This is a genomic window from Burkholderia sp. Bp8984, assembly GCF_003853755.1.
Lineage (GTDB): Bacteria > Pseudomonadota > Gammaproteobacteria > Burkholderiales > Burkholderiaceae > Burkholderia.
Window position 1 is genome coordinate 123,858 of record NZ_QTQN01000018.1, and the last position, 26,768, is coordinate 150,625.

The 26,768-nt window shown below is 66.7% G+C and carries 25 protein-coding genes; 14 read left to right on the top strand and 11 right to left on the bottom strand.

Annotated features, from left to right (window positions below):
* Positions 1-33: 33 nt before the first annotated feature.
* Genes DID98_RS19565 through DID98_RS19575 form a run of 3 tightly spaced genes read right to left on the bottom strand, consistent with a single transcriptional unit; the run spans position 34 to position 2,557 of the window.
* On the bottom strand, positions 34-795 hold the full coding sequence (locus tag DID98_RS19565) for a PAS domain-containing protein (protein WP_260427318.1): 762 nt from the start codon (positions 793-795) through the stop codon (positions 34-36).
* 17 nt (positions 796-812) lie between these two features.
* Positions 813-1,466, bottom strand: a complete 654-nt coding sequence (locus tag DID98_RS19570) for a response regulator (protein ID WP_124488086.1) — start codon at positions 1,464-1,466, stop codon at positions 813-815.
* Positions 1,466-2,557 (bottom strand): sensor histidine kinase, encoded by a 1,092-nt coding sequence (locus DID98_RS19575; protein WP_221622530.1) that lies wholly within the window; start codon positions 2,555-2,557, stop codon positions 1,466-1,468. The genes DID98_RS19570 and DID98_RS19575 overlap by 1 nt, the downstream gene beginning before the upstream one ends.
* 224 nt (positions 2,558-2,781) lie before the next feature.
* On the opposite strand from DID98_RS19575, the gene DID98_RS19580 reads away from it, so the two are divergent.
* The 8 genes from DID98_RS19580 to DID98_RS19615 all read left to right on the top strand — a co-directional run bounded on the left by DID98_RS19580 (position 2,782) and on the right by DID98_RS19615 (position 12,232).
* Positions 2,782-3,387, top strand: coding sequence for a dimethylamine monooxygenase subunit DmmA family protein (locus DID98_RS19580; RefSeq protein ID WP_124571251.1), 606 nt, complete (start codon positions 2,782-2,784; stop codon positions 3,385-3,387).
* Positions 3,384-4,319 carry a PDR/VanB family oxidoreductase gene (locus DID98_RS19585; protein ID WP_124571252.1) on the top strand — a complete coding sequence of 312 codons (936 nt, stop codon included), beginning with the start codon at positions 3,384-3,386 and terminating at the stop codon, positions 4,317-4,319. The genes DID98_RS19580 and DID98_RS19585 overlap by 4 nt, the downstream gene beginning before the upstream one ends.
* 10 nt (positions 4,320-4,329) lie before the next feature.
* A complete protein-coding gene (locus DID98_RS19590; RefSeq protein ID WP_124571253.1) occupies positions 4,330-5,346 on the top strand; it encodes a DUF3445 domain-containing protein in 1,017 nt (338 codons plus the stop codon).
* A 48-nt stretch (positions 5,347-5,394) separates the two neighbouring features.
* Positions 5,395-6,525 carry an aminomethyltransferase family protein gene (locus DID98_RS19595; RefSeq protein ID WP_124488090.1) on the top strand — a complete coding sequence of 377 codons (1,131 nt, stop codon included), beginning with the start codon at positions 5,395-5,397 and terminating at the stop codon, positions 6,523-6,525.
* A gap of 73 nt (positions 6,526-6,598) precedes the next feature.
* Complete coding sequence (gene purU, locus DID98_RS19600; protein ID WP_260426285.1) at positions 6,599-7,456, top strand: formyltetrahydrofolate deformylase; 858 nt, start codon at positions 6,599-6,601, stop codon at positions 7,454-7,456.
* Complete coding sequence (locus tag DID98_RS19605; RefSeq protein ID WP_124488091.1) at positions 7,453-8,319, top strand: bifunctional 5,10-methylenetetrahydrofolate dehydrogenase/5,10-methenyltetrahydrofolate cyclohydrolase; 867 nt, start codon at positions 7,453-7,455, stop codon at positions 8,317-8,319. The genes purU and DID98_RS19605 overlap by 4 nt, the downstream gene beginning before the upstream one ends.
* Positions 8,320-8,392: 73 nt before the next feature.
* Complete coding sequence (locus DID98_RS19610; protein ID WP_124488092.1) at positions 8,393-9,763, top strand: NAD(P)-binding domain-containing protein; 1,371 nt, start codon at positions 8,393-8,395, stop codon at positions 9,761-9,763.
* Positions 9,764-9,883: 120 nt separating this feature from the next.
* Complete coding sequence (locus DID98_RS19615) at positions 9,884-12,232, top strand: DUF1989 domain-containing protein (protein WP_221622531.1); 2,349 nt, start codon at positions 9,884-9,886, stop codon at positions 12,230-12,232.
* Positions 12,233-12,283: 51 nt separating this feature from the next.
* On the opposite strand, the gene DID98_RS19620 is transcribed toward DID98_RS19615, so the two are convergent.
* Positions 12,284-13,204 (bottom strand): SDR family oxidoreductase, encoded by a 921-nt coding sequence (locus DID98_RS19620; RefSeq protein ID WP_221622532.1) that lies wholly within the window; start codon positions 13,202-13,204, stop codon positions 12,284-12,286.
* A gap of 349 nt (positions 13,205-13,553) precedes the next feature.
* On the opposite strand from DID98_RS19620, the gene DID98_RS36330 reads away from it, so the two are divergent.
* Positions 13,554-13,859, top strand: coding sequence for a hypothetical protein (locus tag DID98_RS36330; protein ID WP_260428098.1), 306 nt, complete (start codon positions 13,554-13,556; stop codon positions 13,857-13,859).
* Between the two features lie 196 nt (positions 13,860-14,055).
* On the opposite strand, the gene DID98_RS19630 is transcribed toward DID98_RS36330, so the two are convergent.
* The 5 genes from DID98_RS19630 to glnT all read right to left on the bottom strand — a co-directional run bounded on the left by DID98_RS19630 (position 14,056) and on the right by glnT (position 20,016).
* On the bottom strand, positions 14,056-15,453 hold the full coding sequence (locus tag DID98_RS19630) for an ammonium transporter (protein WP_124488094.1): 1,398 nt from the start codon (positions 15,451-15,453) through the stop codon (positions 14,056-14,058).
* Positions 15,454-15,642: 189 nt separating this feature from the next.
* On the bottom strand, positions 15,643-17,004 hold the full coding sequence (locus tag DID98_RS19635) for an FMN-binding glutamate synthase family protein (RefSeq protein WP_124571254.1): 1,362 nt from the start codon (positions 17,002-17,004) through the stop codon (positions 15,643-15,645).
* 25 nt (positions 17,005-17,029) lie between these two features.
* Positions 17,030-17,719, bottom strand: a complete 690-nt coding sequence (locus DID98_RS19640; protein WP_124488095.1) for a protein glxC — start codon at positions 17,717-17,719, stop codon at positions 17,030-17,032.
* On the bottom strand, positions 17,707-18,615 hold the full coding sequence (locus DID98_RS19645; RefSeq protein WP_124488096.1) for a class II glutamine amidotransferase: 909 nt from the start codon (positions 18,613-18,615) through the stop codon (positions 17,707-17,709). Before DID98_RS19645 ends, DID98_RS19640 begins: the two co-directional genes overlap by 13 nt.
* Positions 18,616-18,627: 12 nt before the next feature.
* Positions 18,628-20,016 carry a type III glutamate--ammonia ligase gene (gene glnT / locus DID98_RS19650; protein ID WP_185640876.1) on the bottom strand — a complete coding sequence of 463 codons (1,389 nt, stop codon included), beginning with the start codon at positions 20,014-20,016 and terminating at the stop codon, positions 18,628-18,630.
* Between the two features lie 250 nt (positions 20,017-20,266).
* Between glnT and DID98_RS19655 the strand changes: the two genes are divergently transcribed.
* The gene (locus tag DID98_RS19655) at positions 20,267-20,869 is read left to right on the top strand and encodes a helix-turn-helix domain-containing protein (protein WP_124488097.1); all 603 of its coding nucleotides are present in this window, start codon (positions 20,267-20,269) and stop codon (positions 20,867-20,869) included.
* A 212-nt stretch (positions 20,870-21,081) separates the two neighbouring features.
* On the opposite strand, the gene hutG is transcribed toward DID98_RS19655, so the two are convergent.
* Positions 21,082-21,891 (bottom strand): N-formylglutamate deformylase, encoded by an 810-nt coding sequence (gene hutG / locus DID98_RS19660; RefSeq protein WP_124488098.1) that lies wholly within the window; start codon positions 21,889-21,891, stop codon positions 21,082-21,084.
* 17 nt (positions 21,892-21,908) lie between these two features.
* Complete coding sequence (locus DID98_RS19665; RefSeq protein ID WP_124488118.1) at positions 21,909-22,874, bottom strand: LysR family transcriptional regulator; 966 nt, start codon at positions 22,872-22,874, stop codon at positions 21,909-21,911.
* Positions 22,875-23,051: 177 nt separating this feature from the next.
* Here DID98_RS19665 and DID98_RS19670 point away from each other — a divergent pair, with 177 nt between their 5' ends.
* From DID98_RS19670 to DID98_RS19685, 4 genes are read left to right on the top strand one after another with little or no spacing between them, the layout of a single operon-like run.
* Complete coding sequence (locus DID98_RS19670) at positions 23,052-24,236, top strand: FAD-binding oxidoreductase (RefSeq protein WP_124521269.1); 1,185 nt, start codon at positions 23,052-23,054, stop codon at positions 24,234-24,236.
* Between the two features lie 27 nt (positions 24,237-24,263).
* The gene (locus DID98_RS19675; RefSeq protein ID WP_124571255.1) at positions 24,264-25,043 is read left to right on the top strand and encodes an electron transfer flavoprotein subunit beta/FixA family protein; all 780 of its coding nucleotides are present in this window, start codon (positions 24,264-24,266) and stop codon (positions 25,041-25,043) included.
* The gene (locus DID98_RS19680; RefSeq protein ID WP_124571256.1) at positions 25,040-25,984 is read left to right on the top strand and encodes an electron transfer flavoprotein subunit alpha/FixB family protein; all 945 of its coding nucleotides are present in this window, start codon (positions 25,040-25,042) and stop codon (positions 25,982-25,984) included. Before DID98_RS19675 ends, DID98_RS19680 begins: the two co-directional genes overlap by 4 nt.
* Positions 25,981-26,646 (top strand): HutD family protein, encoded by a 666-nt coding sequence (locus DID98_RS19685; RefSeq protein WP_124571257.1) that lies wholly within the window; start codon positions 25,981-25,983, stop codon positions 26,644-26,646. Before DID98_RS19680 ends, DID98_RS19685 begins: the two co-directional genes overlap by 4 nt.
* The last annotated feature ends 122 nt before the right edge of the window (positions 26,647-26,768 follow it).

The following is a 26,768-nucleotide window of genomic DNA, read 5'->3' on the forward strand; positions in this document are numbered from 1 at the left end:
GGTCGCGGCTGGCCGCGCGAATGCGTCGGCCGCTCAGGCGCCCGACCGGTCGCCCGGCCGCACTTCGAAGATCGCGCCCTCGACGCCCAACACCTCGCCGCTTGCCGAATAAATCCCGACGCCGTTCTCCCACACCGGCTTGATCCGTCCGTCGGCGCACCTGATCCGATACCGCAGATCGAAGACGCCGCGCACCGCCAGCGCCTGCTGTACACCCGTCCACACGTAATCGGCATCCTCGGGCACGATCAGTTGCCCGAATGCATGCGCATGCCCGTCGAGAAACCACTGCCGCGGATAGCCGGTCAAGCCCTCGCATCCGGCGCTCACGTACTCCATCGTCCACAGCCGGTTGTTGCGGCCGCGGTAGACGAGGCCCGGAATGCTGTCGAGCAGCCCCGCGACGCTTCTCAGGTGTGCCTGCGTCGAAGTCTCGCGACGGCGGTCGAGCGTCACGTCGGACAGCGCAACGGACGAGCCGCCGGCATTTCTCTTCAACGACACCTCGAACCAGCGCAGTTCGCCGTCCGGACGCACGCAGCGCAGACGCTCGCGGACCCCGCCGCGCGAGATCGCCCGCGCACGCTGCAGCATGCCGCTCCAGATGCGCCGGTCCTCCGGATGCACGTAATCGACGAAGCGCCGGCCGGCCGCGGGCCGTTCCATCGCGTCGGTCCACGCGACGTTGAAGCCGGCGATCCGTCCCGCGCCGTCCAGCTTCAGCAGCGCGAGCGGGCAATCGTCCACGTCGAACGCGCCGCTCGACGGCTGCGTCGGCTGAACAGGCTGAGTCACGCGCGCGCCGTCCTTCATCACGCCCCCCGTTCCCGCGTCGATGCGCCGATCGCGCGCCGGTGCACCGATGCCGCCAGCTCGAGCCGCGTTCGCGCGTCCAGTTTCCGCAGCAGGTTCTTCACGTAGACCTTCACCGTGCCCTCGCTGATGCCGAGCACGCGCGCGATCTGCTTGTTGCTCATGCCGTCGGCGATCAGCGTCAGCGTCTGCGTTTCGCGCGCGGTCAGGTCGGCCGGCCGCGCGTCGGCATGCGCGCCGGCGACGCCGTCTTCGTCGGCGAGTTCGTCGTCGAGCACCACGAGCCCCCGCATGCAACTACGCACGTAGGCGAGCAGCGCTTGCGGCTCCGACTCCTTCAGCACGTAGCCGTCGGCGCCGAGCCGCACGGCCGCGCGCAGCTCGTCGCGCTCCATCGACGCCGTCAGCAGCACCTTCACGCAATCGACTTCCTTGCGCCTGAGCCCGTCGAGCACCTGCAGGCCGCCGAGCCCCGGCATGTGCAGATCGATCAGCACCAGCTCCGGGCGCAGCATGCCCGCGAGCGAAATCCCCTGCGCGCCGTTCGACGATTCGCCGACCACGCGAAATTCTCCGGTCGCACCAAAAAATTCGGCCACGCCGCGGCGAAACAGCGGGTGATCGTCGATCAACAGCAGCGTCGTCGGTTCCATCAGGATGTCTCTCCGAATGTCGCGCCGTCCGGCACGACAAGTATCACGCGCGTCCCGCGGCAGGCGCCGCCATCGATCGCGATGCGTCCGCCGATCGCCGCCGCGCGTTCGCGCAAGATGTCGAGGCCGTAGTGGTTCAGGTCGGCCGATCCCTCGCTGAGCCCGATTCCGTCGTCGACGACGGATACCTGCAAACCGTCGCCGTCGGTCCGCAGCGTGATCCACGCATGCCCGGCCTGCGCATGACGCACGACGTTCGACAGCGCTTCACGGACGATCTGCAGGATATGCAGCGCGATGCGCGGATCGATCCGCAGGTCGGGCACGCGATTGTCGAGCTCGAACACCACATCGCAGCGGCGCGAGAATTCCGCGACCGACTCGGCCAGCGCCTGCTGCAGCGAGCGCCCGTCGAGCGTCAGCCGCGCGCTGGTGATGAGCTCGCGCACCTGGCGCTGCAGGCGCGTCGTCATCGTGCGCAGTTCGGCCAACAGCGGGTTGCCGGTCGTGTCCTGTTGCTGCAGGCGAGCGACCAGGAACGACATGAAGCCCAGTTGCTGCGCGACCGAGTCGTGCAACTCGCGTGTCAGCGCCTCCGACGGGTTCGTTGCGTCGCGCCCGTGCGCGTCGGCGGGCGCCCGACGCATCAGCGCCGCGCGGATCGTGGCCGCGACGATCTCGAGGTCCATCAGCAGCGTCGGCGCCGCCGGCAGCGCGACGTCCAGCACCAGCACCGCGTCGCCGAGCGCGCGCACCGCGCGCCCGTGCCCCTGCCCGACGCAGTCCGGACACAGTTCGCATGCGCCGTCGCTTGCCCCATGCCGCAACTTGCAGCGATGCCCCTGCGTGCATCGCACCAGCGTGTCCGGCGCGGATTCGTAGCCCGCGCCGCCATCGAGCGCGAGCACGATCCGCGCGTCCGGCAATTCGCGCGCGAGTCCCGTGAAGAACGCGTGAAACGCCACGTGGCGCGGCGCGCCATTGACGTATCCGGCCAGAAACGCGAGCAGCGCGTCACGCATGCGCGTCGGCAACGACGCGCCGCCGGCGGGCCGCATGCATCGGTCGGTCAGGCTGTCGTCAGGAGTCACGGTCGTTCGGCACGGACAAACCAGGATCGAATCACGACGCAAGTTCCATGCCTTTCGGCGCCGTTCCGGCGCGCTACCTCTTAGGGCGTACCTCCTCTTCAGGATTGAACGGCAATTACTGGCAAGAAACTATGTTGAACAACAGGAACGCAAACGTGACGCCACGACCGTCGCCGAGCGTACGCCCATTCATGATGCAAACGCCCCATTTTGGGAGCCGATCGATGCACTCAATTGAACCGTTCGCAGCCCGCAACCGGCAACCGGCCCATACGCCGTTCGTGCCGCCGAGTTTGCCGCACTATGCGCCGCTGCAGCCTTGCGCCGAGGCCCGCTCGCATCTCGTGGTCGCGCAAGGCGACGCGCTCCACGCGCTGCCGGCGTTCATCAACGCGCTCGCCGGGCTGCCGGGCAGCGCGCTGCTCGTCACGCTCGGCAAGCTGCAGGCAATCGGCCTGCCGGCCGTGTTTCACGCGTCGCTCGACACGCTGGAAGACGAGGTGCGGCACCGGCTGGATGAAAGCACGGTCGGCGTGCGTCTTTACGTGTGCGGCGACGAGACGTTCGTCTGGCACATTCGGCGTATCGCGCAGGCGGCCGGCCTGCTGCCGGAGGAGGTGGCCGCGGCCGTGTCCGGCACGCGGCGCACCGTGTACTGCGTGCATTGCGGGACCGCGCATGCGCACGACGGGCATGACGAGCCCGATGAGGTCACCTGCCCGTCATGCGACGTCCGCCTGAGTGTCCGCCAGCATTTCTCCGCGCGGCTCGGCGCCTATCTCGGCGTCTGCGCGGATGCCGACCAGCCCTGCGCGGGAGACCGCGCATGAGCCTGCTCGACGTTCGCGTGGCCGAAGCCCGCATGCTCACACCCGTCGTGCGCGAACTGGTGCTGACGGCGCTCGACGGCCCCCTTCCGGCGTTCTCGTCCGGCAGCCATGTGCAAGTCGTGCTGAACGACGGCGGCCGCACCTATCGCAATGCCTATTCGCTGGCGGGCGATCCGGCCGAACGGAACCTCTACCGGATCGCCGTGCGCCATCACGTGTCGTCACGCGGCGGCTCCGCGTTCGTGCACGACCGTCTGGAACCCGGCGCGCGCCTGCGCATCACCGCACCGGCGAACCTGTTCGCGTTGAACACCACCGCGCGCCATCACGTTCTCGTCGCGGGCGGCATCGGCATCACGCCGTTCATCGCGCATCTCGCGGAACTCGAGCGCCGGCAAGCGAGCCACGAGTTGCACCATGCGTACCGCGCGGGCCTGACGGATGCCTATCGCGCATCGCTCGATGCGCGGCTCGGCGCGCGCTTTCACGGCTATGACGGCGTGCACGCACGCTTCGACGCGATCGCGATGCTGCAAAGGCAGCCGCTCGGCACGCACGTCTACGTGTGCGGCCCCGCAAGCCTGCTGGACGCGGTGCGCGCCGCGGCCGCCGCGCTCGGCTGGCCGGCCGGCCGCGTGCACTGGGAAGCCTTCGTGGCGCCGGCGCCGGGCCAGCCGTTCGCGGTCGACCTGCGCCGCAGCGGCCGCCGCATCGCGGTCGGCGCCGAGCAGAGCCTGCTCGAGGCGCTCGAATCGGCGGGCATCGACGTGCCGAACCTGTGCCGCGGCGGCGCATGCGGCCAGTGCGCGACGCGCTATCTCGACGGCACGGTCGAGCATCGCGATGCGTTCCTGGACGCCGACGCGCGCGCCACCCATCTGATGCCCTGCGTATCGCGCGCGTGCGGCGCCGCATTGACCCTCGACCTGTGAGATCCGAGCCATGAGCGTATTCATCAAGCCCGCGCAAACCTATCGCGACGACTTCTCGTTCCGCAACAGCCCGGCGGCGATCGCGCGCTTTCCGTTTCCGTTCCCCGAGGACCGGTACATGTATTCGGTCAACATCGAGCCCGCGACGCCGCGCGATCCCGGCTCGGTCTTCGCGCACCACTTCGACATCGACGAGCACTACCGTTCCGAGATCGCCGAACGCGCACGCGTGCTCGACGCCGATCCGCGCCGCGCGATCGTGATGCCGCACATGGAGACCGCGTGCTGGGACACGCTGGAGATGATCATGACGCATCTCGCGCACGACTATCCGGCGTGGTTCGCGCTCGAGCGCGACGGTGATCGCTGGCACTGGCGGAACCACGCGCTCGACCTCGACCAGGCCTTCGTGTTCGGCGACGCGCGCACGCTGCCGTACGGCCCGCTCGAATACGTCATGCGGCAGACGCAAGGCGACATCGCGCTGCTCGACCAGCGCGCCGGCGACCTGTACATGGACGCCGGCGTCGTCACCGGCCCGGCCGACTGGTCGCTCGCGTTCGATGCGGGCATGAGCTTCAAACAATGGCACGCGCCGGTGCCGCTCGCGCACCAGGCGGGCGTATTCGACCGCGCGCTGAAATACCTGCTCGGCGTGCAGGCAGGCCACCCCGTGCGCCGCCTGAACTGGACGCTGACCATTCATCCGCGCCTCGACACGTCGCCCGAGACCTATCACCAGTGGGGCGCGGACCGCGGGCGCGTGACGCCCGACAACGTCGGCGAAGCCGTGCACCTGCGCGTCGAGCTGCAATTGATGGCGCGGCTTGCGCGCAGCAATGCGCTGATGTTCGGCATCCGCACCTACCTGTGCAGCATGGCCGACCTCGTCGGCAACCCGGTGTGGGCGCGCCGGCTGCACCGCGTGCTGCGCGACCTGCCCGACCCGATCGCCGAATACAAGGGCATGACCCGCTACCGGCACACGCTCGTCGAATGGCTCAGCCGGTTCGACGTCCACGCCTGACCCGGCGTTTTCCGTAATCGACCTTCACTTTCGTTTGGAGCATTCAAGATGGCGAACTCCTGGCGCATCTCCGCCCTCGCGGACCGGCATCGCGCACTCGGCTCGAATCTCGAGGACTGGAACGGCATGGGCACCGCATGGACCTATGCGACCGATCTCGCCGACCACCACGAGGCCATTCGCACCCGTGCCGGCCTGATGGACGTATCGGGGCTGAAGAAGGTGCACTATGTCGGCCCGCACGCCGAAAGCCTGCTGAACTGGGCGACGACGCGCGACATCGGCAAGCTGTATCCCGGCAAGTCGGTGTACGCGACGCTGCTCGACGAGAGCGGCAAGTTCATCGACGACTGCATCGTCTACCGCACCGGCCCCAATGCGTTCATGGTCGTCCATGGCGCGGGCGCGGGGTACGAGCGCCTCGTGCGCTCCGCGTATGGCCGGCAGGTCGCCGTGCTGTTCGACGACGACCTGCACGACCTGTCGCTGCAAGGGCCGGTCGCGGTCGACTTCCTTGCCGAATACGTGCCGGACATCCGCAACCTGCCGTACTTCCACCATGTGCAGACGCGCCTGTTCGGCCGGCCGGCGATGATCTCGCGCACCGGCTACACCGGCGAGCGCGGCTACGAGATCTTCTGCAAGGCCGCCGACGCGCCGTTCATCTGGGACACGATCCTCGACAAGGGCCGGGCGATGGGCATCGTCCCCTGCGCATTCACCGCGCTCGACTGGCTGCGCGTCGAGAGCTACCTGCTGTTCTATCCGTACGACAACTCCGAGATGTACCCGTTTGCCGACGAGCGCGCCGGCGACACGCTGTGGGAACTCGGCCTCGATTTCACGGTGTCGCCCGGCAAGACCGAATTCTGCGGCGCGGCCGAGCACTTCCGGCTCGCCGGCAAGGAGCGGTTCCGGATCTTCGGCGTCGAGCTCGAGGCCGCGAAGGCCGCGCAGGCCGGCGACACGCTCTGGCACGACGGCAAGGCGGCCGGCGTGATCACGTGCGCGATGTATTCGCGGCTGACGGGGCGCTCGCTCGCGCTCGCCCGCCTCGACGTCCGGCATGCCCGTGCGGGCGTGCCGCTCGTGGTGAAGGGCAGCGTCGAGACGCGCGCGACCACCGCGCTGTTGCCGTTCGACGATCCCGACAAGAAAAAGCGCACCGCCGTCGGCTGACGCGTTGACGACCATGCATGACCGGCGACGGCCGGCCTTTCCCGCATTCCGATCCGTTTCGAGGACACACGACGTGAATCCGAACTACATCCTGACGATCAGCTGCCCGGCCACGTCCGGCATCGTGGCTGCCGTCACCGCCCATCTCGCCGCGTCGAACTGCTACATCGGCGAGCTGGCGCAATACGACGACGAGGTCAGCGGCACGTTCTTCATGCGCGCCGTGTTCCGCTTCAACACCGGTGCGAACGGCAACGTCGAGCAGCTGCAGCGCGATTTCGCGGGCGTCGCCCGGGATTTCTCGATGCAGTGGCAACTGAAAAGCGCCGGCGAACCGATGAAGGTGCTGCTGATGGTCAGCAAGTTCGACCACTGCCTGTCCGACCTGCTGTACCGCTTCCGCAAGGGCGAGCTGCGCATGCAGATCACCGCGGTCGTGTCGAACCATCTGGATCTGCGGCCGATGGCCGAGCGCGAGGGCATCCGCTTCATCTACCTGCCGATCACGCCGGACACCCGAACGCGGCAGGAGGCGGAGCTGATGCGCATCGTCGACGAAACCGGCACCGAACTCGTCGTGCTGGCCCGCTACATGCAGATCCTGTCGAACGACCTGTGCGAGCGGCTCGCCGGCCGCGCGATCAATATCCACCACTCGTTCCTGCCGGGGTTCAAGGGCGCGAAGCCGTACCACCAGGCGTTCGAGCGCGGCGTGAAGCTGATCGGCGCGACCGCCCACTACGTGACGTCCGACCTCGACGAAGGGCCGATCATCGAGCAGGAGGTGCAGCGCGTCGACCATGTGCTGCAGCCGTCCGATCTCGTCGCGATTGGACGCGACACCGAGACGGTCGCACTGTCGCGTGCGGTCAAGTATCACACCGAGCACCGCGTGTTTCTGAACCAGAACCGCACGGTGATCTTCCGATGAGCGGCGCGACGATCATCGACGGCAAGGCGATCGCCGACGCGCTGCTGGAATCCGTCCGGCACGACGTCGCGCGGCTGCGCGGCGACGGCGTGCTGCCCGGCCTCGCGGTCGTACTCGTCGGCGACGACCCGGCGAGCCACGTCTATGTGCGCAACAAGATGCTGCGCGCGCAGCAGGTCGGCATCCGTTCGATCGAGCATCGGCTGCCCGCCGACACCGTCGCGTCCGACTTGCTCGCGCTCGTCGCCGAACTGAACGCCGACCCCGACGTCCACGGGATTCTCGTGCAGATGCCGCTGCCCGCGCCACTCGACGCCGCGGCCGTGATCGACGCGATCGATCCGCGCAAGGACGTCGACGGCTTCCATCGCGACAACGTCGGCGGGCTCGCGCTCGGCCAGGACGCGCTCGTGCCGTGCACGCCGTCGGGCTGCATGCATCTGCTGCGGGAGATCGTCGGCGACTTGCGCGGCAAGCATGCAGTCGTCGTCGGGCGCTCGAACATCGTCGGCAAGCCGATGGCCGCGCTGCTGCTCCAGTCCGACTGCTCGGTGACGACCGTCCACTCGCGCAGCGCGAACGCCGCCGAACTGTGCCGCCAGGCGGACATCGTCGTCGCGGCAGCCGGCAAGCCGGGGCTCGTCGATGCGGACTGGATCAAGCCGGGCGCGGTCGTCGTGGATGTCGGCATCAACCGCATCGAATCCGGCGGCGCGACGCGGCTCGTCGGCGATGTCGACCACGACAGCGTGGCGCGCGTCGCCGCCGCGTTGACGCCGGTTCCGGGCGGCGTCGGTCCGCTGACGATCGCCTTCCTGATGAAGAACACCGCGCTCGCGGCGCGGCGGCAGCGCGCGACGTGACCCGCGTCCGCGCACGAACGGCACGCGCCGTTCGCCGAACCACGGCTAACCACTTCCAACGAGGTAGAACGCGATGACACAACGTGTTGCAATCATCGGTGCGGGCCCATCCGGCATGGCCCAGCTTCGCGCCTTCCAGTCGGCCCAGGCGAAGGGCGCGGACATCCCCCAGCTCGTCTGCTTCGAGAAGCAGCGCGACTGGGGCGGCATGTGGAACTACACGTGGCGCACCGGCACCGACGAACATGGCGAGCCGGTCCACGGCAGCATGTACCGCTATCTGTGGTCGAACGGCCCGAAGGAATGCCTGGAGTTCGCCGACTACACGTTCGAGGAACACTTCGGCAAGCCGATCGCGTCGTATCCGCCGCGCGAAGTGCTGTGGGACTACATCAAGGGACGCGTCGAGAAGGCCGGCGTGCGCAAGGACATCCGCTTCAGCACCGTCGTGCGCCAGGTTGCGTTCGACGACGCGAGCGGCCGCTTCACGGTGACCGCGCACGATCTCGACAAGGACGTCGTGTACGCGGAAGACTTCGACTACGTCGTGAATGCGTGCGGCCATTTCTCGACCCCGAACATGCCGAGCTTTCCCGGCTTCGACAGCTTCGGCGGACGCATCCTGCATGCGCACGACTTTCGCGACGCGCTCGAATTCAAGGACAAGGACATCCTGCTCGTCGGCAGCAGCTATTCGGCCGAGGACATCGGGTCGCAATGCTACAAGTATGGCGCGCGCAGCATCACGAGCTGCTATCGCACGGCGCCGATGGGTTATCACTGGCCGGCGAACTGGGAGGAAAAGCCGTTGCTCGAGCGCGTGCGCGGCAACGTCGCGTTTTTCGCCGACGGCAGCAGCAAGAAGATCGACGCGATCATCCTCTGCACCGGATACCAGCACCATTTCCCGTTTCTGCCCGACAGCCTGCGCCTGAAGACGAACAACCGGCTTTGGCCGCTCGACCTGTACAAGGGCATCTTCTGGGAACGCAACCCGAAACTGATCTATCTCGGCATGCAGGACCTCTGGTACTCGTTCAACATGTTCGACGCGCAAGCCTGGTACGCACGCGACGTCATCCTCGGCCGCATCGCGCTGCCCGGTTTCGACGCGATGCACGCCGACAGTCTCGCGTGGCGCGCGCGTGAGGAAACGCTGGTCACCAACCAGCAGATGTTCGAGTATCAGGGCAGCTATATCCAGGACCTGATCGATGCGACCGACTATCCGAGCTTCGACATCGCCGGCGTCAATCGCACGTTCCTCGCGTGGAAACACGACAAGCACGAGAACATCATGGGCTATCGCGACAAATCGTATCGCTCGCTGATGACCGGCACCCAGTCGCCGCCGCATCACACGCCGTGGCTCGACGCGCTCGACGATTCGATGGACGCGTACCTCGGCGAGCGTGCGCCCGAGCCGCGCGTTCGCGCTGGCTGACTGTCGCGGCACTGCGCTGTCGCGTCACCCGACCGGGCCCCGGGTGCCGCGACGCCCGCCGTGCCGTTCGCGGCCGCGCGCATCGCGGGCCGCGCCCGTCCATTCATTCAAGGAACGTCCATGCTCATTCGACCACCGACCGTGTCGCGGCCGCACGAACCCGCGTTGTCCGCGCATGCGTCCGGCCGCGAACGCCATCGGGTCGCCGGTGCGGGGCTCGCCGCCGTCAAGCTCGATGCCGGCGATACGCTGCAGGTGATCGACGTCGAAGGCCGGCAGCGCGCGGAGCTGCTCGCATTGCGCGTGCGCGACGGCGGCAGTGCGCTGGCCGCGCTCGCCCTGACGCCCGACGACAGCGCACGCTTCATCGCCGAATGCCTGAACGGCGCTTCCGCGGCACAAGCGGATCTCGCCATCCTGCTCGAACGGCACGGGCTGACGGGCAAGCCGTTGCCCGACGGCGCCGTCCTCTGGTCCGGCGACACCCGCGCCGGCACCATGCGCACGTTCGTCGCGACGGAGCCGATCGTCGCGATCGTCGCGGCGCCCGGCGGCCCCGTGCCCGTGGACCGGGCCGGCCAGCCGGCGACGGAGCTTCAGCTGTCCGTCGTGCGCGCGGGCGCGTCCGCTGCCACGCAGACGAGCGTGCCGCTCGCCGATCCGCTCGCGGATTTCGTCATCCGTCCGGGAACGGCCGTCGCGTACACGGTCGCGGCCGGCGAGTACCTGCAGATCGTCGACGTCGACGGCAGGCAATGCTCCGATTTCGTCGCATTCGATCTCGACGCGCTCGGTGGGCACCGGGAAGTCGGTCTCGATCCGACCGTCACCCGCACGCTGAACGGTCATGCGTATCCCATGCCCGGTCTGTACTCGCGGTTCTTCGATCAGCTCATGCAGCCGATGCTCGAAGTCGTGCACGATACCGTCGGCCGGCACGACACGTTCGCGCTCGCGTGCACCGCGCGCTATTACGACACGCAGGGTTACCCGGGCCATGCGAACTGCAGCGACAACATCAGTGCGGTGCTCGCCGAATACGGCATCGCCGCGCGTCCCGGCTGGCCGGCGATCAATTTCTTCTTCAACACATCGATCGACGCGCACGGCCAGATGACGATCGACGAGCCGTGGTCGCGCCCGGGCGACTACGTGCTGCTGCGCGCGCTGAAGCCGCTGCTGTGCGTCAGCACGTCGTGCCCCGACGACATCGACCCCGCGAACGCGTGGCAACCGACCGACATCCGGATCCGAACCTATTCGAGCGAGGCGCGCTTCACCATGTCCACCGCCATCAGACCCACCCCCGACGCCCCGCCCGTGCTGACGCGCCAGTCGGGCTTCCACGCCCGCACGTCGGCGCTCACGCGCCACTTTGCCGACTACCGCGGCTGGCACCTGCCGGCGCGGTTCGACGGCTACGGCGCGATCGACGAATACTACGGCTGCCGCGAGCGCGCGGCGATCGTCGATCTGTCCGCGTTGCGCAAGTTCGACGTCACCGGCCCCGACGCCGAGGCCCTGTTGCAATACTGCCTGACGCGCGACGTGCGCAGGCTCGCGGTCGGACAGGTCGTCTACTCGGCGATGTGCCATCCGCACGGCGGAATGCTCGACGACGGCACCCTGATGCGGCTCGGCCCCGACACGTTCCGCTGGATCTGCGGCGACGATTTCGCGGGTGTCTGGCTGCGGGAGCAGGCGAACAGGCTCGGCATGAAGGCCTGGGTCAAGTCGTCGTCCGACCAGATCCACAATGTCGCGCTGCAAGGGCCGCGCAGCCGCGAGATCCTGCGCGCGCTGATCCGCACGCCCGCGACCCAGCCGTCGCTCGACAGCCTCGGCTGGTTCCGCTTCCTGATCGGCCGCCTCGGCGGCGACGACGGCTGCCCCGTCATCGTCAGCCGGACCGGCTACACCGGCGAGCTCGGCTATGAGGTCTGGTGCCATCCGCGCGACGCGCAAGCCGTATGGGACGCGATCTGGGCGGCGGGCCAGCCGCACGGACTCGTGCCGCTCGGTCTCGACGCGCTCGACCTGTTGCGGATCGAAGCCGGGCTCGTGTTTGCCGGCTACGAATTCACCGACGAAACCGATCCGTTCGAGGCCGGCATCGGCTTCAGCGTTCCGCTCGCGACGAAGACCGATGACTTCGTCGGGCGCGACGCGCTGCTTCGCCGCAGCGCGCATCCGCACCGCCGGCTCGTCGGGCTCGAACTCGCCGGCAACGAACCGGCCCGTCACGGCGATTGCGTGCACAACGGGCGGGCACAGGTCGGCGTCGTCACGAGCGGCATGCGCTCGCCGATCCTCGGCAGGAGCATCGCGCTCGCGCGAATCGACGTTCACCACACGGAGCCGGGCAACGTGCTCCACGTCGGCAAGCTGGACGGCCAGCAGAAGCGCATCGACGCGCGGGTGACCGCCCCGATCTTTTACGATCCGGAGAAGGCGCGCGTGCGCGGCTAGCGGATGCGATTGCCCCTTGCACACACCTGCAGGCAACCGAAGCGTTCGGGATCAGGTCATCCCGTGGGATGCGATGATTTCCTCGGTGCGGTCCCAGAGGCGCCGGGCGAGATCGGCGTCCCGGGCAAAGGCCGAGGATTCGGCAGGGCGGCAATCCGCGAAATAACGGCCGGTGACGCCGTTCAGCGCAGGATGCGCGGCCAGCAGGCACGTTGTCGCGGCGCCCTGCGGCACCGTTTTGCCGAACAGCATCGCAGCCGAGACGATCCAGTTGAACGGCCCGCGCATATGCCGATGCAGGCCCGTGGCGCCAATCAGTCCCGGATGGAGTGCGTTTGCAGTGATTCCGACATGACCCACTCTGCGTGAAAGCTCGTTCGCGAACAGGATGTTGGCGAGCTTCGCCTGGCCATAGAACGGAAAACCGCGATAGCCGTTGCTACCGTCGAGATTGTCGAAATCAATGCCTTTCCCGCCTGGAGCAAAGCGATGGGAATGACTGCCCACAATGACGATCCGGCCCGGGCGCGAGCGGTTGATTGAAGGCAGCAACCGCGTCACCAGCAGATGATGGGCGACATGGTTGACGAAGAACTGCTTTTCCACGCCGTTCACCGTCTCCAGCTTTGGCAGCGCCATTATCGCGGCATTGGTGACGACGGCATCGAGGGTGATGCCGCACGCGAGAATGCGGTCGGCGGCCCGGGCAACGGAAGCGAGATCGGTCAGTTCGGCTCCAACGGCCATGCCATCTGCGGCGTCGGCGATCGCCAGGGCGGCGCGCGCCTTGTCTTCATCCCTCGCGACGGCAATGATGCGGGCGCCGCGCATTGCCAAAACCCGCGTCGTTTCAAGACCGATACCAGAATTACAGCCCGTGATCAGGATCGTCCGGCCGGAAAGATCCAGGCCCTCGGTGACCTGCTCCGCGGTGCTGCGTCGCGAAAAGCGCAATGCGGTTATCGGGTCCATCACCCTTCTCTCCCATCGTCAGGTTCATTACGACACCTGGCCGCGCCGACGCTGAAGCCACCGGGACCACCGGCAATGACGACTCGCTTGCCGACGAAATTCCCCATGGCGCGGTTTTCATAAATTCCCGTTACTTCATTATGGGATTTGCATTGCAGTTAATCATTATCGAAATGCGCCAAATAACTCGCATTAGACGCCAATAGTGGTGCCGACGAAAATCCGGGCTACCAGCGACTTATTTTTTGAAAAAAAGAAAATGGCGCGATCGAAACGTTATACTTTGTTAAATCCCATTTGCACCAATCTTACCTAGCTAACGCCCACGGTGTTATGGATAAAGCTTTCCATGAAGACATCTGAAATCATTCGCGACGTCGCAGCCGAGATAGAAGAAATTTTTCGCGAAAACGATCTCGCTGCTCCAAACCCTTCGGCCCTGGAACAACTCGAGCTTCTGCATGGTCGCATTCGTGCTCGCTGCGGCTACTGCGCCGACAGGGTAGGTAACATCAGGATGCTCGCCCAGGACTTCTACAGCGTTCGCAGACATCAATTTCATCCCCAGGGTGCCGACGGCGTACTGTGTGATATCCGTACGAATCTCGAGGCGATTCGTTCATGGTCGAAGGTATGGGAGGAGCACGGCAAGTAACTTCCGTACTGGAGCGCTGGCAATCGAAGCGTTCGTCGGGCAGAGAGATGAACGACGAATTGCCGCCGAATTCAGTCATCCGTCGATGCTCTCCCTTAATCGATCCCGCCGCCCCGTTTGACAACCGATGCAGTTCAACCGCCCCGGATAGGGACGGCGAACCGGCGCACAATGCGCGCTTGCGGCTACGCGATCGTCACGAATGGTAAGCCGTCTCCCCGTGCGAACTGACGTCGAGACCCTCACGTTCGCGCTCACCGTCGACACGCAGACCGATCGTCATGTCGACCAGCTTGAATGCGGCAACCGACACGACCGCGGACCACACGAGCGAGGTCCCGACGCCCCAGCACTGCGCAATCAGTTGCTCGCCGATGTGGTAGTCGGCGACCTTGTTCCCCACGTAGTCGTAGATCCCGGTTCCGCCCAGCGACGGCGACGCGAATACCCCGGTGAGCAGCGCACCCGCGATGCCGCCGATGCAGTGGACGCCGAATACGTCGAGCGAATCGTCGACACCGAGAAGGCGCTTGAGCCCGTTGACGCCCCAATAGCAGACGATGCCTGCGATCAACCCCATCGCGATCGCGCCCATCGGCCCGACGAACCCACATGCCGGGGTGATCACGACCAGCCCCGCGATCGCGCCGGACACCGCGCCGAGCATGGACGGCTTCTTCTTCAGCGACCATTCGACGAAGGTCCACGACACCGTCGCCGCACAGGTCGCCAAAAGCGTCGTGACGAATGCGAGCGTGGCCGCGCCGCTTGCCTCGAGCGCGGAGCCCACATTGAATCCGAACCAGCCGACCCACAGCAGCGACCCGCCGATCATCGTCATCGTCAGATTGTGCGGCGCCATCGTCTCCCTGCCGAACCCCGCCCGCTTGCCGATCATGATCGCGCCGACCAGCGCCGCGATGCCTGCATTGATATGCACCACGGTGCCGCCTGCGAAATCGATCGCGCCCTTCTGGAACAAGAAGCCGGCCGTCGCGCCGGCCTTGTCGGCCGCCGCGGCGCTCGTGTAAGCGTCCGGGCCCGCCCAGTACCAGACCATGTGCGCAATCGGCAGGTACGAGAAGGTGAACCACAGCACCATGAACGCCAGCACCGCGGAGAATTTCGCGCGTTCGGCGATGCCCCCCACGATCAGCGCGGGCGTGATCGCGGCGAACGTCAGCTGGAACGACACGTAGATGAACTCCGGAATGACGACGCCCTTGCTGAAGGTCGCGGCGGTCGAATCCGGCGTGATGCCGACCAGGAACGCCTTCGAGAGCCCGCCGAAGAACGCGTTGCCTTCGGTGAACGCGATGCTGTAACCGTATACCGCCCACAGAACGCCGAGCAGGCAGAACACCACGAGCGTCTGCATCAGGATCGACAGCATGTTCTTCGCCCGCACCATTCCGCCGTAGAAAAGGCCGAGCCCGGGTGCCGCCATCATCACGACGAGCAGCGTCGCGACGATCATCCACGCGGTGTCGCCCTTGTTCGGCACCGGCACCGCCGCCACCTTGTCGTCCGCGAACACGGGTAGCGCCAGCAATGCGAGCCACGCGCACAGAATCCAGCCAATCGTCTTTTTCATGTCGTTTCCTCGAAGCAAGGCATGCACCGCCCCGCGATGCACGCGATAACCGATGACGAACCAGCAAAATCGGGAATGACCGCGACACCGCACGGAGGCACCGAGCGGGTCGCGGCGTCTGAAGCGACCGACGACATGACGCCGCCCGCTACTGCGCGGCGCCATGTCGCGCGCACCGTCACACCGCGGTCATGACCGCTCGCCCGGAATCCACGACGTGCCGGCCAGCGGCACGCGCGCCATCGCGGCCGCCTCGACCGTCAGCGCGACGAGATCTTCCGGCTCCAGGTGATGAACGTTCTGCTTGCCGCAGGCGCGCGCGATGGTGGTCAGCTCCATGTTCAGCGTCTTCAGGTAATTGCGCACACGACGCGCCCCCTCTTCCGGCTCGAGACGCTTCTCGAGCACCGCGTCCTGCGTCGTCACGCCCACCGGACACTTGCCGGTATGACAGTGGTGGCAGAAACCCGGCGACGTATGCAGCGCCGCGTAATCTGCCGCAGCCGAATGCAGCGTGCCGTCCTGGAAGTACGATTCGCTGTTGCAGCCGAGCGCCATCAGCACCCCCTGGCCGATCGCGACGGCATCCGCGCCGAGCGCGAGCGCCTTGGCGACGTCCGCACCGGTGCGAATGCCGCCCGACACGATCAGTTGAACCTGCCCCTTCATGTTCAGGTCCTCGAGCGCGGCGACGGCCTGACGGACCGCCGCCAGCGTCGGAATGCCCACGTTCTCGATGAAGCAGGTCTGGGTTGCCGCCGTGCCGCCCTGCATCCCGTCGACCACGACGACATCCGCGCCCGCATGCACCGCGAGCTTCACGTCGTTGAACGTGCGCGTTGCCCCGACCTTCACGTAGATCGGCTTTTCCCAGTCGGTGATCTCGCGCAGTTCCTGGATCTTGATCGCGAGATCGTCCGGGCCGGTCCAGTCCGGATGGCGGCTCGCCGAGCGCTGGTCGACGCCCGCCGGGAGCGTGCGCATCGACGCCACGCGCGGATTGACCTTCTGTCCGAGCAGCATGCCGCCGCCGCCCGGCTTCGCACCCTGCCCGATCACGACCTCGATCGCATCGGCGCGGCGCACGTCGTCGGGATTGAAGCCGTAGCGCGACGGCAGGCACTGGTAGACGAGCGTCTTCGACGAACGGCGCTCCTCCTGCGTCATCCCGCCGTCGCCGGTCGTCGTCGACGTGCCGGCCGCCGTCGCCGCGCGGCCGAGCGCTTCCTTGACGTTCGCCGACAGCGCGCCGAAGCTCATCCCGGCCACCGTGATCGGGATGTCGAGCACGATGGGCTTCTTCGCGAAGCGCGTGCCGAGCACGGTCTGCGTCGTGCACTTCTCGCGATATCCTTCGAGCGGGTAACGCGAAAGCGAAGCACCGAGGAACAGCAGATCGTCGAAGTGCGGTACGTGACGCTTCGCCCCGAGGCCGCGAATCTCGTACAGGCCGCGTTGGGCGGCCGTGTGGATGTAGTCGATCGTCTTGCGGTCGTAGCCGTACGACTCTTCCTGCTGCAAGCGGGCGAAATGAATGGGTTTGACTTCCATGGCGTTGCCTCGATGGAGCGTGGATTCAATATTCCTGGTTCGCGTCGGCGTTCCAGTGGTAGAGCGTGCGGGCCGAAGCGATGCGCCTGAACGCGCGCGGATCGTGGTCGAGCCCGGCCGCATCGAGCAGCGCCGCGACGGCACTGAAGTCCGCGTCGGCCATCGGCTCGAACCGTGCGTCCGCGCCGAGCGACTTCACTTCACCCTTCACGTAGAGCACCGCTTCGTAGAGCGAATCGCCCAGTGCGTCGCCCGCGTCGCCGCAAATCACCATCCGGCCCGCCTGGGCCATGAATGCGGAGAAACTGCCGACCGACCCGCCGACGACGATGTCGCCGCCTTTCAGCGAGATGCCGCAACGCAACCCGGCATCGCCATCGATCACGAGCAGCCCGCCGTGCGCGGAGGCACCCGCGCCGTTCGACGCGAAACCCTTCACGTGCACCTTGCCGCTCATCATGTTTTCCGCGACGCCGGTCCCGGCGCTGCCCTCGATGACGATCGTCGCGCGCTGGTTCATGCCGCCGGCGTAATAGCCGGCGTGGCCATCGATCGTCACGGTCACGTCGGCGTCCACGCCGACCGCGATGTTGTGCGCACCGTTCGGCGAGGCCACGACGATCGCCTGCCCGTCGAGCACGTCCGCGCTGCCGTGCAGGTACTGGTTGACGTCCCTGACGGTTGCGTGCTCAAGGTCGAATGTCATGCGTTCCATACGTACATCTCCTCGGGTGCGGGTTCGAATACCTTGGCGTTCCTGATGTCCGGCAGATGCGCGAGCGAGCGAAATTCCGACGCGATCGCGACATAGTCGTCGTTCTCGGCGACGACGGCCGGCTTGCATGCGAACGGGTCGCGAATCAGCGCCAGCTCGGTGGGCGTCCCCATCAGGAACGTGTAGAAGCCATCGAGCTCCTCGAAGCCCTTCTGCAGTGCGACCGGCAGCGTGTCGCCCTCGCGCAGTCGCCATTCGAGGAAGCGGCACGCCGCCTCCGTGTCGTTGTCGGTATCGAAATGAATGCCCTTCGGCTCCAGCTTCCGGCGCACGCCGTAAGGGTTCGACAGCGAGCCGTTGTGGACCAGGCAGAAGTCCTCGCCGGCCGTAAACGGATGTGCGCGATCCGGCGTCACCGCGGACTCGGTCGCCATCCTCGTATGGCCGACCAGGTGAGAGCCCTTGAGGCCGCCGAACGCGTAACGCGCGGCGATCTCCGCGGGCAGGCCGATGTCCTTGTACAGGTCGATCGAGCGCCCGGCCGACAGCAGGTACACGCGCGGGTAATGCTCGTTCAGCCAGTGCCTGACCGTGTCGGCCTGCGCGTGGACGGTCAGCACCGCGTGGTTTCCCTTCGCATCGACACGCGCCGCGGCGTCGACGGACGCCTTCAGCCGATCGAGCAGCACGTCCCACGGAAAATGCTCGCCTTCATCCGTAAAGCCCGAGTACAGGCTCAGCTTGCGCTGGTCCGGCTCGACCGCGTCGCCGAACACCGCGAGACCGGCCGAATCCGGGCCACGTTCGGTCATGCCGATCAGCATCGGCACCATCAGCTCGCCGAGCCGGTCGCGCAACGCCGGCGTCTTGACCAGCAATCCTACGATTCCACACATGTTGCCTGCTCCTCAGAAAAATTCGACGTACTGCTTGATTTCCCAGTCCGATACGTGGCGCATGTATTCCAGCCACTCCATTCGCTTGAGCTTGATGAACTCGTCGACCACCGGCCCGAGCGCATCGCAGATCGTCCGGTCGGCCTCGAGCGCGTCGAGCGCCTCGCCAAGGTTTTGCGGCAGCACGCCGATGCCGTGGTCGCGAAGTTTCTGCGCAGGCCACTCGTACAGGTTCTCGTTCGCCGGCGCACCCGGCGACAGGTCGCGGTCGATGCCGTCGAGCCCGGCGGCGATCACGGCCGCCGTCGCGAGATACGGGTTGCATGCGCCGTCCGGCAGACGCAGTTCGATCCGGCCGCCTGGCATCCGCACCATGGTCGAGCGATTGTTGTCGCCGTAGCTGATGTAGGCCGGCGCCCAGGTCGCGCCGGTCAGCGAGCGCCCGACGACGAGGCGCTTGTACGAGTTCACCGTCGGGTTGCAGAGCGCCGCCAGCGCGGACGCATGCGCGAGCAGGCCCGCCGTGAACCGGTAGCCGAGTGCCGACAGGCCCATGCCGAGCGTATCGTCGGCGTCGGCGAACAGGTTGCGCTTGCCGTCGCCGATCGACATGTGCATGTGCATGCCGTTGCCCGGGCGGTTCGCGAAGGGTTTCGGCATGAACGAACAGATCATCCCGAGCTCGTTCGCGATTTCCGACGCGGCCATCTTGAAGAACACGTAGTGATCGCACGACGTCAGGCAGTCGGTATACGTGTAGTTGATCTCGAACTGCCCGTTCGCGTCCTCGTGGTCGATCTGGTAGACGTCGATGCCGACCGCGCGCAGCGATTCGGTGAGCTTTTCCAGGAACACGCGCGTGCGGGACAGCCCCTTGTAGTCGTAGCAGGGCTTCGCCAGCGTATCGCTCGGATCGCAAGGCTCGAGCGTGCCCGACGCGGAGCGCTTCAGCAGCGAAAATTCGGGCTCGAGGCCGGTAAAGAGCGTCCATCCGCGCTCGGTCAGGCGGGCAACCTGCTTCTTCAGCGTCACGCGTGAATCGAACGCCCACGGTGCGCCGTCGACGTGACCGTCGCACGCGATGCGCGCAAGCCCGGACTGCCACGGCACCGGCGTCAGCGTCGCGAGATCGCCGACCGCCATGTAGTCCGGCCCGTTCGGCTCGATGCCGACACCCCAGATCGCAAAGCCCGCGAAACCCGCGCCCGCGGTCAGCACGCTGCCCAGATGCGCGACCGGCACCGATTTCGCCTTGGCCACGCCGTGAATGTCGACGAATTGCGCGAGCACATACTTCACACCGTGTTGCGCAAGGTATGTCTGCGCTTCGTCCACCGAATCGAAGCGCGGTACGCTTCCGAGTGCGTTGACTGGCAACGGGCTCGCATCGTTCAGGTTCATCGTCTCTCCTTGCAACTGCTGCGTTCACTGGTTTGTGGAATCCGCCCGGCTGGCGAGCGGCCCAATTGCGCGACATGAGGCAAGCACCGCGTCCGGTACGCTGCGATCACGCCTTCTGCATGCGAAGGGATTTATTGTTGTGAAACAATAATTCTCCATATGAAACTTGCGGTGCGCACGCCGGCGGTCCCGACCGTGCCGGCGCGCGTACCACAATCTGCTACCCTTGCCCCTTTTGCCGAGGTCGACGATGCATACCGCTGACGACAGCAAGACCCCGCTCGAACGCTATCTCGGGTCGACCATCCGCGAGCTTCGCCAGAGCCACGGCCTGACCATCGCCCAGGTCGCCGAACAGGCCGGCATCAGCCGCGGCATGCTGTCGAAGATCGAAAACGCACAGACCTCGACCGGTCTCGACGTACTCCACCGCATTGCCCAGGCGCTCGGCGTCTCCATGGCCGTGCTGTTCCGCAACTTCGACGTCCCGCAGGGCGGCGCCCAGCTCGTGAAGAAGGGCGCTGGCATGGAAGTCGTCCGGAAAGGCACGAAAAGCGGCCACACCTACCATCTGCTCGCCTACGACCAGGGTCCGCGTAAAACCTTCGAGCCGTTCCTGATCACGATGGAGGACCAGGCGGAACGCTTTCCCGTCTTCGAGCATCCCGGCACCGAGTTCATCCACATGCTCAAGGGCGTGATCGAATACCGGCACGGTCAGCAGACCTACATCCTGCATCCGGGCGACACCCTGACGTTCCGCGCCGACGTACCGCACGGCCCGGAACGCCTGATCAAGACCCCGATCCAGTTCCTGTCGATCTTCGTCTACGGCCCCCCTGCCGACGAATGACCCTCCCGTCGCGAGAGATAACGCAAGCCTCGTGCCAGGTTTATCTACAGGAATCAAAGATTCCCGTGAATAAACACTTCGGGCGAGATGACACCCGTGCGTCAGCGGGTGAGAACCCGCTCCCTGCGTGCTGCGGGTGCAGCGCCACGCCAACTTCGGTGCAACGTCGCACTGATACGGGAACCCTGATTACGAAGATGTATCAGCGTTCCTTATGCTGCGAGCCGCGGCAGTGCCGCCAGCGCATCCAGCGCCGCCCGGATCATCCGGCGCACGGTCGGCTGCACGCGGGCCGCGCGTTCGGTGTCGTAGGCGAACGGGAAAGCTTCGTCCATGTAGGTCGACTGGCACATCTCCAGCTGGATCGCATGCACGCCGTGTGACGGCCGGCCGGACGAGCGGGTGATGAAGCCGCCCTTGAAGCGACCGTTGGCGACCCACGTGAACGGGCTTGCGGCAGCCTCGCGCTCGACCGCGGCCTGCACGGACGGCGCGACGGTCCTGCCGTCCTGCGTGCCGATGTTCAGGTCGGGCAGCTTGCCGTCGAACAGCCGCGGCAGCAGGCTCGCGATCGAGTGCGCTTCCCAAAGCAGCACGTGCCCGTGACGCTCGCGCAGCCGCGCCAGCTCGGCCGCCAGCGCCATGTGGTACGGCTGCCAGTATGCGTCGACCCGGCGACCTTTCTCCGCCGCATCCGGTTCGCATCCTTCGCGATAGACGGGCTCGCCCCGAAACGTTTCGGTCGGACACAAGCCCGTCGTCGTCTGGCCGGGGTACAGGCTCTCGTCGTCCGACGGACGATTGAGGTCGATCACGTAACGCGAAACCGTCGCACCGAGCATCGTCGCGCCGAGCGTGGCCGCGAACGCGTACAGTCGGTCGAGGTGCCAGTCGGTATCGGCGAGTGTCAGCGCGCGGTCGGTGTACGCGTCGCGCAACGGCGCGGGTATCGCCGTTCCCAGGTGCGGAATCGAAATCAGCAGCGGCGCATCGCCGCGTTGCAGCGTGTATAGGTCACTCATCGAGCACTCCGTACGAATCAAAGCAATGCATCTTCGGGTAACTGCGGCACGGCGCGCGCGAGCGCCGGCCGGATCGAATGGTCGAGCACGCCGCGCGTCAGCTCGATGATCTCCGTGACGAAGTCCTCCCACTCGCCCTGTCGGTGCAGGAGAAAGAAATCGCGCCGGCCGAGCCGGCCACCCGGCAGCGGCACGACCACGACGTCGCCGAGGTAATGGCGCGCCTGCCACAGGCACAGCGGCGTCGAGATCGCGAAGCCGAGCCGGGCGGCAACCAGGCTCAGCAGCGGATCCGTCGCGTCGAATTCGAAGCGCCTCGGGCTATCAATGCCGAGATGGCGCGCGAACCGCTCGACCTGCTGGCCGATCACGGAACGTGCGGTGTAACGGATCAACGGCAGTTCGGCGGCCAGCGTTCGCCAGTCGGCCTGCTGGCGCCCGGCCAGATGCGCGCGCGCGACGACCGCGACGAATGCTTCGGAGAACAACGGGACTTCGACGATACGCGCGTCGCTGAGCGTGGTCTGCGTACATACGGCGACGTCGATCTCCCGGTCATGCAATTGCTTGCTCAAACCCGGCGTGATCCCGGACCACATCGAAATCTGTCGCGAAGTGCCCGACACCGCGCGAATCAGTTCCGGGCCGACCGTCGCCGCGAACGAGTCGACGCAGCCGAGCCGCACGGGCACCCGCCCCGCGTCCGACGCATCGCCGACGCGCGTGCTGACCATCTGCGCATGCTCGAGCAGCGGGCCGGCCAGTTCCAGCAATGCCCGGCCGGCGAGATTGGGGCGCGGCGGGCGGCTGTCCCGATCGAACAGCACCGTCCCCTGTTCGCGCTCGAGGGCGGAAATCGCCTGGCTGATCGCGCTCTGGCTGACCCCGATCCGCCTGGCCGCGGCGGTCATCGAACCGGTCTCGCACACGGCGACGAAGGCCTGCAGGGCACGCAGGTCGATGGGCGATAGGGTGCGTCGCATAGAGGCTCCAGTGGCGGCGGCGTCCATTCCGGCAATACGGAACGCATGGTGCGCCGATTCGGCCTGCCCGGACGCAGGATGAGCACTTCCGGGCACGTTGCATAAGTTTGCCTAATACAAAATTCGGCGGCACCGCGGCTCCCTAGAATCGGCACGTCGTCCATCCAGAGGGAAGCCATGAGCCACTTCGACTTCATCGTGATCGGTGCCGGCGTGATCGGCACGTCGGTCGCGCATCATCTTGCGTCGCTCGGCGCACGCAACGTGCTCGTCATTGAACGGGGCATGATCGGCGCCGGCACCACGTCGCAATCGTCCGGCCTGCTGCGCACGCATTATTCGGTCCGTCAGAACGTCGAGCTGGCGCGCTCGTCGTGGTCGGCCTTCAACAACTTCGCCGAATACGTCGGCGACGACGAGGCGTCGTGCGGGCTCGTCAAGTGCGGCTACATGATCTGTGCGCCGGAGGGGGCGAAGCTCGAGCCGCTGCGCGCGTCGCTCGACGCGCAACGCGCGATGGACATCGAGGTGCAGTTGCTCGATCGGGACGACGCACGTGCCCGCCTGCCGATCGCACGGTTCGACGACGCGGCGCTGATCGGCTTCGAGCCGGAAGCGGGCTTCGCCGACGCCTATCTCGTCGCGACTAGCTTCGCGAAATCGGCACGCCGGCGCGGCGTGAAGATTCTCGAAGGCACGACCGTGACAGGGGTCGTGCGTGACGGCCGCCGCATCGTCGGCGTCGACACGAGCGCCGGCCGCTTCATGTGCGGCACGCTGATCAGTACGCAGAACATCTGGACCCCGGAACTGTCCGGCTGGATCGACGTCCCGCTACCCGTGAAACCGGAACGGCACACCGTGCTGGCGCTCGAGTGCGACGCACGATATTCGTTCCAGATGCCGGCGTTCAAGGACCTGGGCTCGCCCGGCATGCTCTATTACCGCAGCTATGGCGGCAGCCAGATGCTGGTCTCCGAGGGCGTCGTCGGCGAGACGCTGAATGCGCCGGAAACCGAACAGGGCGACATTTCGCTGGATTACGTCGCCGAAGTCGGTGCGCAGGTCGCCGAACGCTTTCCCGCCTACGAGACAGCCGGGCTCGCGTCGTCGTGGACCGGCGTCTACGACGTGACCCCCGACTGGAACCCGGTGCTTGGCAACATCGGCGACATCGACGGACTCGTGGTTGGCTTCGGTTTCTCGGGCCACGGCTTCAAGCTGTCGCCCGGCATCGGCAAACTGCTCGCACAGCATGCGCTCGGACAGCCGACCGACGTGTCGCTCGCCCCTTACTCGCTCGAACGCTTTGCGACCGGCGCCTTGCTCACCGGCAAGTATGGCCTCGGCGCCGTGTCCTGATCTTCATCCTTTCGACGAGACATTCCCATGCCCCTGAAGATACTGGTGCCCGTCAAGCGCGTCGTCGATCCGAACGTGCGCGTGCGGGTCGGTTCAACCGGCTCGATCGAGACGACCGGCCTCAAGATGTCCATCAACCCGTTCGACGAATGCGCACTCGAGATGGCGCTGCGCCTGCGCGAGGCCGGCCATGCCGCCCAGGTGAGCGTGGTCACGTGCGGCGCGGCCGCTTGCCAGGACGTGCTGCGCACCGGCCTGGCCATGGGTGCCGACGACGCGATCCTGATCGACACCGGCGACGTCGCCGCGTCGCTCGACTCGCTGGGCGTCGCACGGTTGCTCCACGCATACCTCGGCACGTCGCCTTACGACCTCGTGCTTTGCGGCAAGCAGGCGATCGACGACGACACCGGCGGCGTCGCGCCCATGCTCGCCGGCCTGCTCGGCTGGCCGCAAGGTCTCGACGCGACGGCTCTCGCACCCGAGGGCGACGGCTGGCGCGTCACATGCGGCGACGACAGCGGCACCGCAACCTGGCGGCTGACCGGACGCGCCGTCGTGAGCGCCGACCTGCGCCTGGCCGAACCGCGACGCGTGACGCTGCCGAGCATCGTCAAGGCGAAACAGAAGCCGCTCGCAATCGTTCCAGCCGCGCGATTCGCGGTCGACCTCGCACCGTCGTCGCGCGCAGTGCAACTCGACGAGCCCACCGTACAGCGCTCGGGTCACCGCGTTGCCGACATCGACGCACTGATCGCCGCGCTCGCGGCGCACAACGTCTTTGCCCATACAGGAGTCTGCGCATGAGAACGCTCGTTGTTGCCGAAGCCGCGGCCGACCATACGCTGCCGGACGCGGTCCGGCGCGTCGTGACCGCAGCAACGGCACGCCGGCATCCCGTCGACGTGCTGGTACTCGATCCCGCGACCGCTGCGGAAGCCGCGCTGATCGACGGCATAGACCAAGTGCTCCGGCCCGATCTGCCAGACGCTTCCGGCGCCCTCACGCCAGAAAGTCTCGCCGCGCTGCTGGCCGGGCTGGCGTCGCGCTACACACTGATCGCGGCCGCCCATCGCACGCTGGGCCGGAATGCGTTGCCGCGGGCCGCGGCGCTCACCGGTGCGGCGTTCGTCGCGGACGTCACCGGCATTGCGAACGACGGGCGCTTCGTGCGTGGCTGGTATGCGGGAAGCATCGTCGCGACCGTCGAAAGCGCACGCGAGACGACCTTTGCGACCGTGCGCGCATCGTCGTTCGCGGCGGCAGGCGCGCGAGCGGAACCGGCACCGATCGATTCCGTGGATGCGCCGCCCGCATTCGCCGCGACCACGCTGATCGAACGCAACGGCGCCCAGACAGCCGGCATCGATCTCGCGAATGCGCCGATCGTCGTGTCCGGCGGGCGTGGGCTCGCGTCCAGCGAGAACATGGCGCGGCTCGGCACGCTCGCGTCGCGTGTCGGCGCAGCCCTCGGCGCATCACGTGCCGCGGTCGATGCCGGCTACGCACCGAACGCGATCCAGGTCGGGCAAACCGGCAAGACCGTCGCCCCCAACGCCTATCTCGCGTTCGGGATCTCGGGCGCCGTTCAGCACCTGGCCGGCATGAAGGATTCGAAGTTGATCGTCGCCGTCAACAAGGATCCGGATGCGCCCATCTTCTCGTTTGCGGACGTGGGCTTCGTGGGGGACCTGTTCGACGTGATGGCTGCACTCGAACGTCACGTCGAGGCCGGAGGTGGTGCATGACGAACCCGGATTCCGGGCAGGGCGGCGTCCCGCGCGTGCCTGCACCACGTTCCTCCAGCGGGACTGCACCGTCGGCGTCGCACTACCCGTCCGTCCGGTTTATCGATTGCGCGCAAGTCGAGCCTGAAGCCTGGGCGAACGGCGCGGGCGTCACGCGAACGATCGCCAGCCGCATCGACTCCGACGGCAACGTGGACTGGCGTATCAGTCTCGCAACGCTCGACGGATCGGCCCGCTTCTCGCAGTTTCCGGGCGTCGACCGGATACTCGTGCCGGTCGACAACTCGAGCGTCGAACTGCGCGCGCAGGACGGGCATCTCGTCGCGCACCCGATCGTGCCGGCGTACTTTCCCGGCGATTTGCCGGTGTGGACGACTGACATCGTACGGCCTACGCACGTCCTCAACGTGATGACGCGCCGCGCGGCCTGCCGGGCCACCGTGAGCGTGGCGACGCATTCACGCCGCGTGACGCCGGCGCCGACGCATCTGCTGATTTGCGCGGCCGGCCAATGGCGCTTCAGCAGCGCGTCGCTCAGTACCCAGACCCTGCTGCCGATGCATGGCCTGTGGCTCGACGGCCGCAGCGAAGAACTCGACCTGCAGTCCGACGCACTCGACTCCCGCCTGATCTCGATCGCGATCGAGCCAGTCGGACGCTAATCCCTGCCTTCTTGTACGTTCATGTCCCACGTTTCTCTTATTGAACAATACGGCCCGCGCGAATCGATGGAATACGACGTCGTGATCGTCGGCGGCGGCCCGGCCGGGCTGTCGGCCGCGAT